This is a genomic window from Actinokineospora sp. NPDC004072, assembly GCF_053604195.1.
The window spans coordinates 266,527-280,210 of record NZ_JBSGHB010000003.1 but is presented as its reverse complement, the minus strand read 5'-3'; the positions used below and the strand labels follow the sequence as shown (position 1 = coordinate 280,210).

Sequence of the window (13,684 nt, the reverse complement as noted above, 5' to 3'; positions counted from 1 at the left end):
CCAATTGGTGGTACAAGCCCTCAGCTATGCCGCTGACCAGCGCAGTTGCGCTCTGCTAAACGGTCGAAAGGGTGGACCGCCGTGGTTTCCGCGCGGTGGGATGTGGTCGCCGGGTGTCGAATTGCCCATGCCCGGGGCAACTGGATGAGGAGGCGTTCTGTGGCCAGGGTTGTCGTCTTCAGCCTCGGCGGGACCATCGCGATGGGGCCGGGTGGCGGGCAGGGGGTGGTGCCCGCGCTGTCCGCGGCGGACCTGGTGGCGGCGGTGCCCGGCTTGGTGGGGGTCGACCTGGAGGTCGTGGACTTCCGGCGGGTGCCGGGGGCGTCGGTGGCGGTCGGGGATGTGCGCGCGCTGGCGGCCGAGGTCGAGGCGGTGCTGGCCGCAGGCGCCGACGGGGTGGTGGTGACGCAGGGGACGGACACGATCGAGGAGACGGCGTTCCTGCTCGATCTGCTGCACCACCGCGATGAGCCGGTCGTGGTGACGGGCGCGATGCGCAATCCGACGCTGGCCGGGGCGGATGGGCCCGCGAACCTGCTGGCCGCGGTGCGGACCGCGGCGAGCCCGCTGGCCCGGGGCCTCGGGGTCGTGGTGGTGTTCGCCGATGAGATCCATGCGGCGCAACGGGTCCAGAAGGCGCACTCGTTCAGCGTGGGGGCGTTCCGGTCCGGTGCGGGCGGGCCGCTCGGGTACGTCGTGGAAGGGGAGGTCCGGCTGATCAACCGGCCGGTCCGGCTGGCGGGGGTGCCGCGCGAGGTCCAGCGGCCGCAGGTGCGGGTGGCGGTGGTGCCGATGGTGCTGGGCGACACCGGGATCGTCTTGGAGGCGGTCGCGGATCGGGTCGACGGCGTGGTGGTGGCCGGGTTCGGGGCGGGGCACGTGCCCGCGGAGCTGGCCGGGCCGCTGGGGGAGCTGGCGGGGCGGATGCCGGTGGTGCTGGCGTCGCGGACCGGCGGCGGGGCGGTGCTGGCGTCGACGTACGGGTTCGCGGGGTCGGAGTCGGACCTGCTAGGCCGCGGGCTGATCTCGGCCGGGTTCCTCGACGCCTACAAGGCACGGGTGCTGTTGCTGCACCTGCTCTCCTGCGGCGTCGACGCCGCAGGCGTGCGTGCGGTGTTCGGGCGCTGCGCCTGAGCGCGTCGGGGCAGGGCGTTGGCCCGGTCGGAGGACTTCCACCGCGCTGGGAGATGAGCCGGTAACACCTCTGCCCGATGCGCTGACCCTGTCGGTGGATTCGGACCGAAAGGGGTGGCAGGTGCAGATCGACGTGTTCAACGAGATCCAGAACCGCGGGCGGGGGTCGGAGGGGGAGCGGTTCCGGCAGGCGATCGAGCAGGCCCGGCTGGCCGACGAGCTGGGGTACGGGTGCTGGTGGCAGGTGGAGCACCACGGCGCGGGGGAGTTCAGCCTCTCGTCGGCTCCGGAGGTGTTCCTGGCCGCGCTGTCGCAGGTGACCTCGCGCATCCGGTTGGGGCACGCGGCGGTGCTGGCGCCGTCGCGGTTCAACCACGTGGTGCGGGTGGCCGAGCGGGCGGCGACGCTGGACCACCTCAGCGGCGGGCGGGTGGAGCTGGGCATGACCCGCTCGACGATCCCGGAGTGGCGGCTGTTCAACATCGACCCCGACGACGTGCGCGGCCAGACGCGGGAGGCGTTCGAGCTGGTGCCGCGGCTGTGGACCGAGGACGCGGTCAGCCACGACAGCGACACCTACCGGCTCGACGGGGTGTCGGTCGTGCCGAAGCCGGTGCAGCGCCCGCACCCGCCGCTGTGGCAGGCGGCGGCGAGCCCGGCGTCGTTCGAGGAGGCCGGCCTGCGGGGCGTGGGCGTGCTCGGGACGACGTTCTGGGAGTCGCTGGAGCGCATCGAGCGCATGGTCCGCCTCTACCGCGAGGCCGCTGCGGCGTGCACGGAACCGGTGGGGGCGTTCGTGAACAACCAGATCGGCTTCTTCACCTTCGTCCACTGCGCCGAGACCGACGAGCAGGCCATGCGCAACGGCGCCGCCGCGGCCGCCGCCTGGTACACGGTCACCGCCCTCAACTTCTTCGAGGCGAGCAAGGACTTCGTCCAGCGCATCGCCGACCAGCAGAAGCTCATGGCCGACCCGGCTGGCGGCGGCCTGACCGGCGACTTCCTGCGCGCCGAGGCCGCCGCCGCCCCGACCCCCGGCCAGCTGCTGATCGGCCGCATCATCCAGGGCGAGCAGATCCCCGACGAGGAGATCTTCGACGTCCTCAGCGCCCAGCAGTCCCTGATCGTCGGCTCGCCGGAGACGTGCCGACGCAAGCTGCGCGCCTACGCCGACCTCGGCATCGACCGGCTCATGTGCCTGCACCAGATCGGCGGCCTGACGCACGAGCAGGTGATGACCAGCATCCGCCTCACCGGCGAACTCATCCCGGAGTTCGCCCCCTAGAGCAGGACCGGCCTGGGCGGCGTCGGTGCAGGAGAGCAGCGCCGGACAAGGGGTTCGCTGTGCGGGCGAGGTAGAGCGGTTCGCTCAGGCGCAATGGGGGTGTGCCTAGGGCGAATCGCTTGCGCGGAACGAGGGTCCGTGAAGACGCGGCTGCTCTTGGGTTTATTGGTCGTGTGGAGGCTCCTGTCGGTCCGGCAGCGGGAAAGGGGTGGACCCCCAGGCGATCCACAGGGAGGTGTGGATCGCCTGGGGATGGATTACTTGGTGGGCGGGGGTCGGCCGATGAGGGTTGCGGTTTCCGGGGTGAGGAGGCGGCCGGGGACGTCGGGGTCGCAGCCGATACGGGAGAGGCGGGCTCGGATGGACGCGGAGGAGCGTTGGCGGGCGGCAGCCAGTTCGCGGATCGCGGTGGCGGCCTTGGTCGACTCCGGGTATGCCTCCCAGTCCGCGCGCAGGGCGGTGTCCTGGTCGAGCGTCCACGGGGCGTGGGAATTCGGGGCGGTGCCGCGTTTTCGGGTGCCGTCGAAGGCGCTGGCGGCGGTCAGCGCGCGGGTGATGAGGCGGGCCGCCTCGGCTGAACCGGTGACCGGCAGGCGGATCGTGCCGCTGGCGACGTCGCCGTCGGGGGAGGCGCCGTGCAGGTCGAGGGTGAGCGAGCCCTCCTCCGAGGTGACGCTCAGCCGGTAGGTCGTGTTCCGATGGGTCGCTGTGTGCTCAAGGGTGAATGCCATGCCCCCAAGCTAGGCCGACCGGCGCACCCGCCGCGGAAGTTGTCCACAGCCCTCACGGGCGCTCGCGCTGGGGGATCGGCTCGTCGGCCGGGGCGGGCTCCGGATCGGCGCGCTCGCGTTCCTCGCGCAGGATGGTCTCCAGCGTGTGGTTGGCCCGCCGCAGCCGCCAGGCGACCAGCAGCACCACCAGCGCGGCGGCAACGATCCACAGAGTCGTCATCACACCCGCCTCCACTCAGACAGGTACCCAGAAGGCTCCCACCTGAATCACCACCCCGCAGCAGAATCGGCCGTACGGACCCGAATTTGCCGCGCAATGCGCTCCAACGGAGTAGCGGTGCGCACGGAGCGTGTAGATCATTCGGACCGGGGCAGGGTCTCCCGGGCGGGCAGCCACGCCAGCGCCGCAGCCAGCAGCAGCGCGCCGGTGACGCCGAAGGCGGCGACGTAGGACAGCTTGTCGGCCAGCACGCCCGCGACGATCGGGCCCAGGATCGCGCCGACGTCCGCGCTCATCTGGAACACCGCGAGCACCTGCCCGCCCCGGGACTTGCCCAGGACGTCGCCCACCGCCGCCTGCTGCGACGGCGCGTACACGCCCGTCCCCAGACCGGCCACGATGGTCGCCACTATGAACTCGAACACCGAGTCGGTGAAGCCCACCCACACCGTCGACGCGCCCGCGATCAGCAGGCCGGTGATCAGCATGGGCCTGCGCCCGATGCGGTCCGAGAGCCGCCCGGACACCAGCAGCATCGCCACGTTGCCCGCGGCGAACAGCGCCAGCGCCGTGCCCGCGAACGACTCGTCGCGGCGCAGGACCTCGGTGATGAACAGCGGGATCAGCGCGGTGCGCACGCCGAAGACCGCCCAGCCGTTGGCGAAGCTGGAGCCCAGCGACGCGCGGTAGCCGCTGTCGCGCAGGGCCGCCCGCAGCGACATCGTGGGCACGTCGGAGTTGCCCACGGGCGCCATCAGCGTCGACTTGCGCAGCGCGAACCAGACGATGAACACCGCGAGGAACAGCGACCCGGCGTAGACCAGGAACGGCGTGCGCAGCGAGATGGCGATCAGCCCGCCGCCCATGATGGGGCCTGCGACGTTGCCCAGCAGGAAGCTCGTGCCCCAGTGCCCGGAGGCCCGCCCGCGCAGCAGCGGCGGGGTCAGGCGCAGCATCAGCGCGACGCCGGAGACGGTGAACATCGTCGAGCCGGTGCCCGCCAGGCAGCGCAGCGCCAGCAGGTGCCAGTACTCGGTGGCGAACGCGCACGCCCCGGTCGTCACCGCGACGACCAGCAGCCCCACCAGGTACACCCAGCGCTCGCCGAGCACGGTGACCAGCCTGCCCGCCACGGGCGCGAACACCAGTCGGGCCACGGCGAAGGCGCTGATGATGATGGACGCCGCGGTGACGCTGACGTCGAAGCCGCGGGCGAAGGTGGGCAGGGCGGGGGCCACCAGGCCGAAGCCGACCGCGATCACGAAGTTCGCGGAGATGATCACCCACACCTCGCGGGGCAGCGTCGCCGGTTTGGCCAACGTCGACACGCTCACGCCGCGGAACCCCCAGGGAAGACGAGATTGTTAGCTGCGCGAACTATAAGCCGCGCGCACCCGATCGGGTCAACCGCGCTCCCGGGGTGGCCATTCCCGCGGGGCCGGTTGGCCCCGCGGAAACGTCCGATCAGCCTATGTCACGCCGCCGGACGCCGGACAGCGCCGCGACCAGCAGCGCGGCGGCCACCGCGGTCAGCGCGAGCAGCGGCCCGAACTCCCAGGTCCGGGGCACGTGGGTGAACGGTGAGATGTCCATCACCCACTGGTCGACCTGCAGCACCGGCCCGAACAGCGTCACCAGCACCACGACCGCCAGCACCGCCCACGCGCTCGGCACCGACACCGACGGCAGCACGCCGAACAGCAGCGCCGCCGCCCCCGCGACGATCCACACCGCGGGCAGCTGGGCCACGGTGATCTCCAGCGCGTGCCCCAGCTGCGCCCCGGGGTCGCCGGTGCGCAGGCCGTGCCCGATGCCCAGGCCCAGCCCCGAGATCGCCAGCAGCAGCGCGGGCCCGACCAGGGCGAACAGCAGGTGCGCGCCTGCCCAGCCGAACCGGCTCGCGCCCGCGGCCAGCACCGGCTCGGCGCGCTGCGTGGTCTCCTCGGCGCGCATGCGCAGCACCGCCTGCACGCCGTAGACGGCGGCGAGGATGCCGAACATGCCCGCCATCGACGCCAGGAAGGCGTCCACCAGCGCTTGCGCGCCGCCCATCCGGGTCAGGATGTCGGTCATCTCGCCGCTGGAGCCGAACAGGTCGGTGATGCCGTTGGCGATCGACCCGAAGATCGCGCTCGTCGCGGCGAACCCGACCGCCCAGCCGACCAGGCCGCCGCGCTGCAACCGCCAGGCCAGGCCCAAGGGGCCGCCCAGCGACGCGGGCGCGTGCGCCGGGCCGAGCCGCTGCGGCAGCAGCCCTGCGCCCAGGTCGCGGCGCGGGGTGAGGGCGTAGGCCAGCCCGCCGAGCACCAGCGCGGTGGCCACCGGCAGCGCGAGCACCCACCAGCGGTCGTCGACGTAGGGCTTGGCCAGCTGCGGCCACGCCAGCGGGGAGAGCCAGGACAGCCAGGTCAGCGACACCGTGGAGTCGCCGATGCCGCGCAGCAGGAACGCCACCCCGAGCACCGCCGTGGCCAGGCCGTTGGCCGAGCGGGCGTACTCGGTGAACTGCGCGGTGACCGCGGCGACCGCGGCGAAGGCGATCCCGGTGCCCGCGATGCCCAGGCCGAACAGCAGCGACGGCGCGGCGGGCACCCCGGCCCCGGCCAGTCCGCCGCCGATCAGCAGGCCGATCACCAGCGCCGCGCCGCCCGCGACGGCCAGCGCGGCGGTCAGCGCCGCGTAGCGCCCGACCACGGCCGAGCCCAGCAGCTCCAGTCGCCCGCTGTCCTCCTCGGCGCGGGTGTGCCGGGTGACGGTGAAGATCGCCATGAGCGCGGCGAACAGGGCGGTGAACATCCCGAAGCGCCACGCGGTGAAGCCGCCCGCGGTGGTCAGGTCGTAGGCCGGTCCGAAGAGGACGGCGATGGACGGGTTGCTGCCCGCCCCCGCCGACAGCGCCGCCCGCGACGCCGCGTCCGGGAACAGCTGCTCGTAGGCGGTGATGCCGGACACCGGGATGAGCCCCAGCAGCACGATCCAGATCGGCAGGATGACGCGGTCGCGGCGCAGCGCCAGCCGGATGAGGTTCCAGGTCCCGGTCATCGCGCGTCCTGGTAGTGGCGCAGGAACAGCTCTTCCAGGGTCGGCGGCTGGCTGGTCAGCGTGCGCACCCCGGTGTGGGTCAGCGCGCGCAGCGCCTCGTCCAGCGCGGCGGTGTCGACGTCGAAGGAGACGTGGTTGCCGCGCACCTGCAGGTCGTGCACCCCGGCCAGGCCCGCGAGCCCGTTCGGCGGCCCGGTCAGCTCGGCGCTGATCGTGGTGCGGGTCAGGTGGCGCAGCTCGGCCAGCGTGCCGGTCTCCACCGTGCGGCCCTGGCGGATGATGCTGACCCGGTCGCACAGGGTCTCGACCTCGGCCAGGATGTGGCTGGACAGCAGGACCGTGCGGCCGCGGTCGCGCTCCTCGCCGATGGCCTGCTGGAAGACCGACTCCATCAGCGGGTCCAGCCCGGAGGTCGGCTCGTCGAGCACCAGCAGCTCGACGTCGGAGGCCAGCGCGGCGACCAGCGCGACCTTCTGCCGGTTGCCCTTGGAGTAGGTTCGGCCCTTCTTGCGCGGGTCGAGGTCGAAGCGCTCCAGCAGCTCGTCGCGGCGGCGCCGGTCGAGCCCGCCGCGCAGCCTGCCGAGCAGGTCGATGACCTCGCCGCCGGAGAGGTTGGGCCACAGCGAGACGTCGCCGGGCACGTAGGCGAGCCTGCGGTGCAGGGCGGTCGCGTCCCGCCACGGGTCGCCGCCGAGCAGGCTGGCCCGCCCGGAGTCGGCGCGCAGCAGGCCCAGCAGGACGCGGATGGTCGTGGACTTCCCGGAGCCGTTCGGGCCGAGGAAGCCGTGCACCTCCCCGGTCTGCACCGTCAGGTCCAGGCCGTCGAGCGCGCGGGTCCGGCCGAAGGTCTTGACCAGCCCGGACACGGAGATTGCGGTACTCATGCTTCAGAACATACACTCAGTTCACGAACTTGTGAACGTTAGGAATCCGCTAATATCGCCGCCGGAGGTGGGCAGTGACCGAGAAGGACCCGCAGGCGGTGGCCAGGTTCATCGAGCGCTTCGCGCTCCTGCTGGCCGAAGGCGGCATGGCGCGGATGCCCGCGCGCGTCTTCGCGTGCCTGATGAGCACCGACGCAGGCCGGATGACCGCGGCCGAGCTGGGCGCGGCCCTGGACGTGAGCCCGGCTGCGGTGTCCGGTGCGGTGCGCTACCTGCTGCAGGTCGGGCTGGTGGCCAAGGGCCGCGAGCCCGGGGAGCGGCGCGACCACTACATGGTCAGCGACAACAGCTGGATGGAGGCGTTCACCAACCGCGACAAGCTGCTGGACAACTGGGCCAGCGCGATGCGCGAGGGCGCCGAGGCCGTCGGGCCCGGCCCGGCCGCCGAGCGGCTGGACACCAGCCGCCGGTTCTTCGAGTTCCTCCAGCGCGAGGTCACGGGTCTGCTGGAGCGCTGGCGGGAGCAGGAGCGCGGCCGCCCGTGACGTACTGTCGGGCGCATGACGACCCCTGGCGACGCGGCCGCCGCCCTGGCCGATGAGCTGACCACGCTGAAGTTCGACGCCGAACCGGTGTTCGCGACCCTGCTGGGCGTGCCCGGGTACGACGACCGGCTGGCCGACCCGTCGGCCGAGGCCGAGGCCCGGGTGCGGGCCACGGCGGTCGACATCGCCGGGCGGGCCGCGGCGCTGACCGGGCTGCAGGGCCAGGACGCGATCACCGCCAAGGTCACCACCCAGCAGGCCGAGGCGATGGTCGACGCCATCGACGCGCGCCTGGGCGAGCACACCGTCACCGACCTGTTCGTCGGCCCGGCGGCGAGCCTGCTGTCGTTCCTGCCGATGATCGTGCTGCCCGACGCCGACCGCGCCGCGTCCTACCTGGCCCGGCTGCGCGCCATCCCGGCCCACCTCGACGCCCACGCCCAGCGCCACCGCGAGGGCGTCGCCGCGGGCCGGGTGCCGGTGCGGCGGCTGGTGGACAACGCCGTCGCGCACCTGGACCGCCACCTGGCGGGCGGGCCGGACCCGCTGCTGGCCCCCGCGGTGCCCGGCGAGGACCGCGGCTTCGCCGCCGAGCGCGAGCGGGTCGTCGCCGAGGTCGTGCGCCCGGCCTTCGCCCGCTACCGGCAGGCGCTGGTGGACGACATCGCCGAGCACGGCCGCCCCGACGACCGCCCCGGCCTGTGCGCGCTGCCCGACGGCGACGCCGCGTACGCCCGGATGGTCCGCGTGCACACCACGACCGACCGCACCCCCGACGAACTGCACCAGACCGGCCTCGACGTGATCGCGGGCCTGCGCGAGGAGTACGCCGCCCTCGGCGAGAAGGTGTTCGGCACCCGCGACCAGGCCGAGGTCTTCCGGCGGCTGATCGAGGACCCGGCCCTGCGCTGGACCAGCGCGGAGGAACTGCTCGACGACGCCCGCGCCTGCATCGAGCGGGCCGAGGCCGTGGCGCCGCAGTGGTTCGGCAGGCTGCCCAGCCAGCGCTGCAAGGTCGAGGCGGTCCCGGCCAACGAGGCGGCGGGCGCGCCCGCGGCGTACTACATGCAGCCGTCGATGGATGGGCTGCGCCCGGGCGTCTACTACGCCAACACCCACGAGGCCGAGAAGCGCGACCGGTTCCTGTCGGAGGTCACCGCCTTCCACGAGGCCGTGCCGGGCCACCACTTCCAGCTCACCATCGCCCAGGAGCTGGACCTGCCGCTGCTGCGCCGCATCGCCGACGTCAACGCCTACAGCGAGGGCTGGGGCCTCTACACCGAGCGGCTGGCCGACGAGATGGGCCTCTACTCCGACGACCTGGCCCGCATCGGCATGCTCGCGATGGACTCCATGCGCGCGGGCAGGCTCGTAGTCGACACCGGGCTGCACGCGAAGGGGTGGAGCCGCGAGCAGGCGGTGTCCTACCTGCGCGAGAACACCCCGCTGTCCGCGGTGGACATCAACGCCGAGGTGGACCGCTACATCGCCTACCCGGGGCAGGCGCTGTCCTACATGGTCGGCCGGCTGGAGATCCAGCGCATCCGCGCCGCCGCCGAGCAGCGGCTCGGCGCGCGGTTCGACATCCGCGGCTTCCACGACGTCGTGCTGGGCAACGGGATGCTGCCGCTGTCGGTGCTCGACGAGGTCGTGCGGGGCTGGGAGGGCTAGCCGACGGCGAGGTCGTCGACCAAGCCGCGCAGGTCCCCACCCGGCGGCGGCGCGGGCTCCTCGGGCCCGCCCGCCGTGTCCTCGATGAAGACCAGCAGCGCCACGCCGCGCTTGGTCGTGGCGGACTCGTTGTCCAGATCGATCGCGAGCAGGGTGACCTTGCCCGCGGTGGCGGCGCAGGCCGGGTCGGCGTCGCGGATGGTGACCGGCAGGGTCATCATCAGGCCGGTGTGGCCGTCGTACTCGGTCAGCTCGCCGTCGGCCGGCGCGGCATCGGGCGGGCCGAGGAAGGCCCTGGCGAACTCGGCGGCGAAGCGGTGCCCGGTCTCGCGCAGGTCCAGCCGCTTGCCCTCGGTGCTCTGCAAGGCCGCGCTGAAGACCACCGCGCGGCTGTAGGACGCGCCGCCGCACTCGTAGCCGCCGTAGGCCGCCCCGCCGGTGAACCGGACGCCCAGGATCTCCGGGGTGTTGTCCGGCACGGGCGTCCACGTCGGCGGCAGCCGGTAGGTGAGCCGCGCGTCCGGATTGGCGATCACGACCGAATCGGCGGTCGCGCTGGTGCTCGGGGCCGGCGCGGGAACGGCGACGCCCGCTTCGCCGCCGCGGTGCACCAGGACAATTGCAACAACCGCGACGACAATTGCGACGATCGCCGCGATGCCGAGCACCGCGGGCAGCCGCGACGGCGCCCCCGTCACGGTTCGGTCTCGATCCGCCGCGCCCGGTTCCTGGTGCCACACGGGCGGTTCCGGCTCCTGCGCCACCGGGTCCACAGGCCGACCCTAGAGCAGGCGGCGCAGGTCGGGAGGCCCATTCCGGCACTTACTCCTAGGAGAGCTTGGTCTGTTCGAGTGACAGTCCCACGCGAATTCGACCCCGAGGTCCGGACCAATTCCACCGATCAGTAGAGTGCGCCATCGCCGGATCGGCTGATCATTCCCCAATCGGGTGAGTTGATCATTTGGGCGGGCCAGTCGGGGCACTCGGACCGAGAGGACAGTCAATGGGCACACTGGGTCGGGTTGGCGCCGCGATCGCGGCGGCAGCGCTTCTCCTGGGCACCGCCGCGCTCCCCGCGGCGGCCGAGGCGGCCAGCGGGCGCCTCGACCGGGACAAGAACATCGAGGGCGAGGCCCTCAACATCGAGGGCCGCAAGGACACCTACCAGGCGTCCCTGCTGCACCTGGACCTCAACGGCGGCGGTCACCTCAAGGTGTACTGCGTGGAGATCAACGTCGGCGCCACCGAGCAGCGCGACATGGTCGAGCAGCCGTGGGACTCCTACCCCAACCCGAACTCGCCGTTCCACGCGAACCGCGGGAAGATCAACTGGGTGCTGCACAACGGCTTCCCGTTCAAGTCCCTGGACGAGCTGAACACCCTGGACCTGGACTTCGCGGCCGACGGGCTGGAGACCAACGAGGCCGTCTCGGCGACCCAGGCCGCCATCTGGCACTTCAGCGACGGGGTCAACCTCAAGCAGTCGGCCCCCTCCACCCGCCAGGACGCCAACCAGGACATCTGGGCGCTCTACAAGTACCTGATCGACAACGCCCAGGACCTCGCCGAGCAGCCGACCCCGGTGCTGCAGATCAACCCCGAGACCGCCACCGGTGAGGCAGGCGGCCTGGTCGGCCCGTTCACCGTCAGCACCAACGGCGCCATCACCGAGATCATCGGCGAGCTGCCCGAGGGCGTCGAGCTGACCGACGCCGACGGCAAGCCGGTGGCGCCCGCCGACATCACCGACGGCACCGAGCTGTTCTTCAAGGTCGCGGCAGGCACCGCGGCGGGCGAGGCCGCCTTCGGCCTCAAGACGCTGGCCAAGGTGGACATCGGCCGCCTGTTCGTCGTGGAGGGCTACCACGACCAGGGCCGGGGCAAGGGCCCCGCGCAGTCGCTGATCGTGGCCGAGTCCAGCGAGACCAAGGTCGAGGACCGCGCGACCGGCACGTGGACCGTCCCCACGACGACCACCACGACCGCGCCGACGACGACCGAGCCCGCCCCGAGCAGCACCACCACGACCGAGGCCCCGGCGCCGAGCACCACCCCCGCTCCGCCGGTCCCCGGTGACGACCTGCCCGACACCGGTGCCAACATCCTGGTCCCGGTCCTGGTCGGCATCGGCCTGCTGGGTGCTGGCGCGGGCGCGCTGATCTGGCAGCGCCGCCGCAAGACCGCCTGATAGAGCCCCAAGCGACACCCGCAGTCCCCCGTCCGGTCCGCCGGGCGGGGGACTGCGGCGTTTACGGTCTAGACCGTGACCGACCTGGCTGCCCCGCACTGGCTGCGGGGACTGCTCACCCAGAACCCGGTGCCGATCCCGTGGAAGCGCTCGGCGCGCGCGGTCATCGCGCTCGCGGGCCCGATCGGCGTCGGCATCGCGCTCGGCCACGGCGAGATCGGCGTGCTGGTGTCCATCGGGGCCCTGTGCGTCACCTTCGCCGACACCGACGGGCCCTACGCCCACCGGGCGCAGCGGATGCTCGCCGCGGCGGTGCTGGGCACGATCGGCTACCTCATCGGCACGCACGTCCACCCGGGCTGGCTGGTGCTGGTGGCGGCGGCGTCGGCGTTCATCAGCGCGGCGGGCAGCACGGCGTCGCTGGCCGGGCTGCAGCTGCTCGTCTTCGCCACCGTGGGCACCGGGCAGACCGCCGACCCCTGGCTGGCCATCGGCTGCTTCGCCGCGGGCGCGCTGCTCACCGTGCTGCTGGCCCTGGCCGCCTGGCCGGTGCGCGGCGCGGCCGTGGAGCGCGAGGCGGTCGCCGTGGTCTACGAGGACCTGGCCGCGATGCTCGCCGCGAGCGGCACCGACGAGGCCCGCGCCGCCCGGCGCAGGCTCACCGCCGCCCTCGACCGCGCCTACGACGCCCTGCTGGAGACCCGGTCGCGGCTGGCGGGCCGGGACTGGTCCTACCGCAGGCTCTTCGTCCTGCTGACCGAGACGACCCCGGTCATCGAGGCCGCCGTCGCCCTGGTCAACGTCGGCAAGCCCGCGCCGCCGAACGTGGTGGCCTACCTGTTCGACTCCGCCCTGCGCATCCGCGTCCGCACGCCGCTGGCCGAGCCGCCGGACCCGCCCGCGGACGCGGGCCCGGCCCTGCGGCAGATGCACGCGGGCCTGTGCGCGGTCTCGGAGTTCCGCCGCGGCAGCGACGACACCGACCGGCGCTCGGCCACCCCGCCGCTGGGCGAGCGCCTCCGCGAGTGGTGGGACACCGTCGCGCTCGGCGCGGTCACCTGGGCGCACGTGGTGCGGCTGGCCCTGTGCGTCGGGGTGGCCGTGCTCGCGGGCCAGGCGCTGCCGCTGGAGCACTCGTTCTGGGTGCCGCTGACCGTGGCCATCGTGCTCAAGCCCGACTTCGGCTCGGTGTTCGGCCGGGCGGTGCTGCGCGGGATCGGCACCGCGGTCGGGGTGCTGCTCGGCGCGGCGCTGCTGGCCGCCGAGCCGCCGGCGTGGCTGCTGGTGCTGATCGTCGCCGTCGTCGCCCTCTGCCTGCCCATCGGGCAGGTGCGCAACTACGGCATGCTCAGCACGTTCGTCACGCCGCTGGTGATCGTGCAGCTCGACCTGGCCAACGCGGGCGAGTGGAGCCTGGTCGGCGCGCGGCTGCTGGACACCGTGCTGGGCTGCGTCATCGTGCTCGTCTTCGGCTACCTGCTCTGGCCGGGCGCGCGGCAGCCCCGGGTCGGCTCCGACCTCGCCGACGCCCTCGACCTGCTCGCCGACTACCTCGCCGACGCCCTCGGCCCGGACCCGCAGCGCCGCTCCGACCTGCGGCGCAGCGCCTACCGCGCGCTGGCCGACCTGCGCACCGCCTTCCAGCAGTCGCTGGTCGAGCCGTTCCACGCGGGCAGGCAGGCGGCCGCGTGGTGGCCGGTGATCATGACGCTGGAGCGGCTGACCGACGCCATCACCGGGGCCGTGCTGGCCGCCGCCCGGCTCGGCCCCGCCGACCCCGCCGACGTCGCCGCGCTGGCCGACGCCGTGCGCGACGCGGCGGCCGCCGTCCGCGAGCAGCGCCCGCCCGCGGTGGGGGAGCTGCCGACGAGCCCGACCCTGGAGCGGGTCTCGGCCGAGGTCGGCGCGGTCCGCGGGGTGCTGCGCGGGCCCGGCCTGGCCGACTCGCGGGATCGGCTGGACTGAGTAGGTTCTGCGGTTGCGG

At 73.3% G+C, this 13,684-nt stretch carries 12 protein-coding genes; 6 read left to right on the top strand and 6 right to left on the bottom strand.

The features are described from left to right. Positions 1-159: 159 nt before the first annotated feature. Together ACWEPX_RS06145 and ACWEPX_RS06140 are read left to right on the top strand one after the other, a co-directional pair. Entirely contained in the window at positions 160-1,134 is a 975-nt protein-coding gene (locus tag ACWEPX_RS06145; RefSeq protein WP_451895996.1) for an asparaginase, read from the top strand. Between the two features lie 121 nt (positions 1,135-1,255). Next, positions 1,256-2,419: an LLM class flavin-dependent oxidoreductase gene (locus ACWEPX_RS06140; protein WP_451895995.1), complete on the top strand. Its 1,164-nt coding sequence runs from the start codon at positions 1,256-1,258 to the stop codon at positions 2,417-2,419. A 257-nt stretch (positions 2,420-2,676) separates the two neighbouring features. On the opposite strand, the gene ACWEPX_RS06135 is transcribed toward ACWEPX_RS06140, so the two are convergent. The 5 genes from ACWEPX_RS06135 to ACWEPX_RS06115 form a co-directional block, all read right to left on the bottom strand. Then, complete coding sequence (locus tag ACWEPX_RS06135) at positions 2,677-3,150, bottom strand: hypothetical protein (RefSeq protein WP_451895994.1); 474 nt, start codon at positions 3,148-3,150, stop codon at positions 2,677-2,679. 52 nt (positions 3,151-3,202) lie between these two features. Further along, positions 3,203-3,370 (bottom strand): hypothetical protein, encoded by a 168-nt coding sequence (locus ACWEPX_RS06130; protein ID WP_451895993.1) that lies wholly within the window; start codon positions 3,368-3,370, stop codon positions 3,203-3,205. Positions 3,371-3,507: 137 nt separating this feature from the next. Beyond that, complete coding sequence (locus ACWEPX_RS06125) at positions 3,508-4,704, bottom strand: MFS transporter (protein WP_451895992.1); 1,197 nt, start codon at positions 4,702-4,704, stop codon at positions 3,508-3,510. Between the two features lie 130 nt (positions 4,705-4,834). After that, entirely contained in the window at positions 4,835-6,412 is a 1,578-nt protein-coding gene (locus tag ACWEPX_RS06120; RefSeq protein ID WP_451895991.1) for an ABC transporter permease, read from the bottom strand. Then, positions 6,409-7,296: an ABC transporter ATP-binding protein gene (locus tag ACWEPX_RS06115; protein ID WP_451895990.1), complete on the bottom strand. Its 888-nt coding sequence runs from the start codon at positions 7,294-7,296 to the stop codon at positions 6,409-6,411. Before ACWEPX_RS06115 ends, ACWEPX_RS06120 begins: the two co-directional genes overlap by 4 nt. 74 nt (positions 7,297-7,370) lie before the next feature. Between ACWEPX_RS06115 and ACWEPX_RS06110 the strand changes: the two genes are divergently transcribed. Together ACWEPX_RS06110 and ACWEPX_RS06105 are read left to right on the top strand one after the other, a co-directional pair. Then, complete coding sequence (locus tag ACWEPX_RS06110; protein ID WP_451895989.1) at positions 7,371-7,841, top strand: GbsR/MarR family transcriptional regulator; 471 nt, start codon at positions 7,371-7,373, stop codon at positions 7,839-7,841. Between the two features lie 15 nt (positions 7,842-7,856). After that, on the top strand, positions 7,857-9,512 hold the full coding sequence (locus ACWEPX_RS06105; protein ID WP_451895988.1) for a DUF885 domain-containing protein: 1,656 nt from the start codon (positions 7,857-7,859) through the stop codon (positions 9,510-9,512). Here the strand turns inward: ACWEPX_RS06105 and ACWEPX_RS06100 are convergent. Continuing rightward, positions 9,509-10,210: a hypothetical protein gene (locus ACWEPX_RS06100; RefSeq protein ID WP_451895987.1), complete on the bottom strand. Its 702-nt coding sequence runs from the start codon at positions 10,208-10,210 to the stop codon at positions 9,509-9,511. The genes ACWEPX_RS06105 and ACWEPX_RS06100 overlap by 4 nt on opposite strands. Before the next feature lie 305 nt (positions 10,211-10,515). Between ACWEPX_RS06100 and ACWEPX_RS06095 the strand changes: the two genes are divergently transcribed. Together ACWEPX_RS06095 and ACWEPX_RS06090 are read left to right on the top strand one after the other, a co-directional pair. Beyond that, complete coding sequence (locus ACWEPX_RS06095) at positions 10,516-11,700, top strand: thioester domain-containing protein (protein ID WP_451895986.1); 1,185 nt, start codon at positions 10,516-10,518, stop codon at positions 11,698-11,700. A 75-nt stretch (positions 11,701-11,775) separates the two neighbouring features. Continuing rightward, positions 11,776-13,665 carry an FUSC family protein gene (locus ACWEPX_RS06090; RefSeq protein ID WP_451895985.1) on the top strand — a complete coding sequence of 630 codons (1,890 nt, stop codon included), beginning with the start codon at positions 11,776-11,778 and terminating at the stop codon, positions 13,663-13,665. The last annotated feature ends 19 nt before the right edge of the window (positions 13,666-13,684 follow it).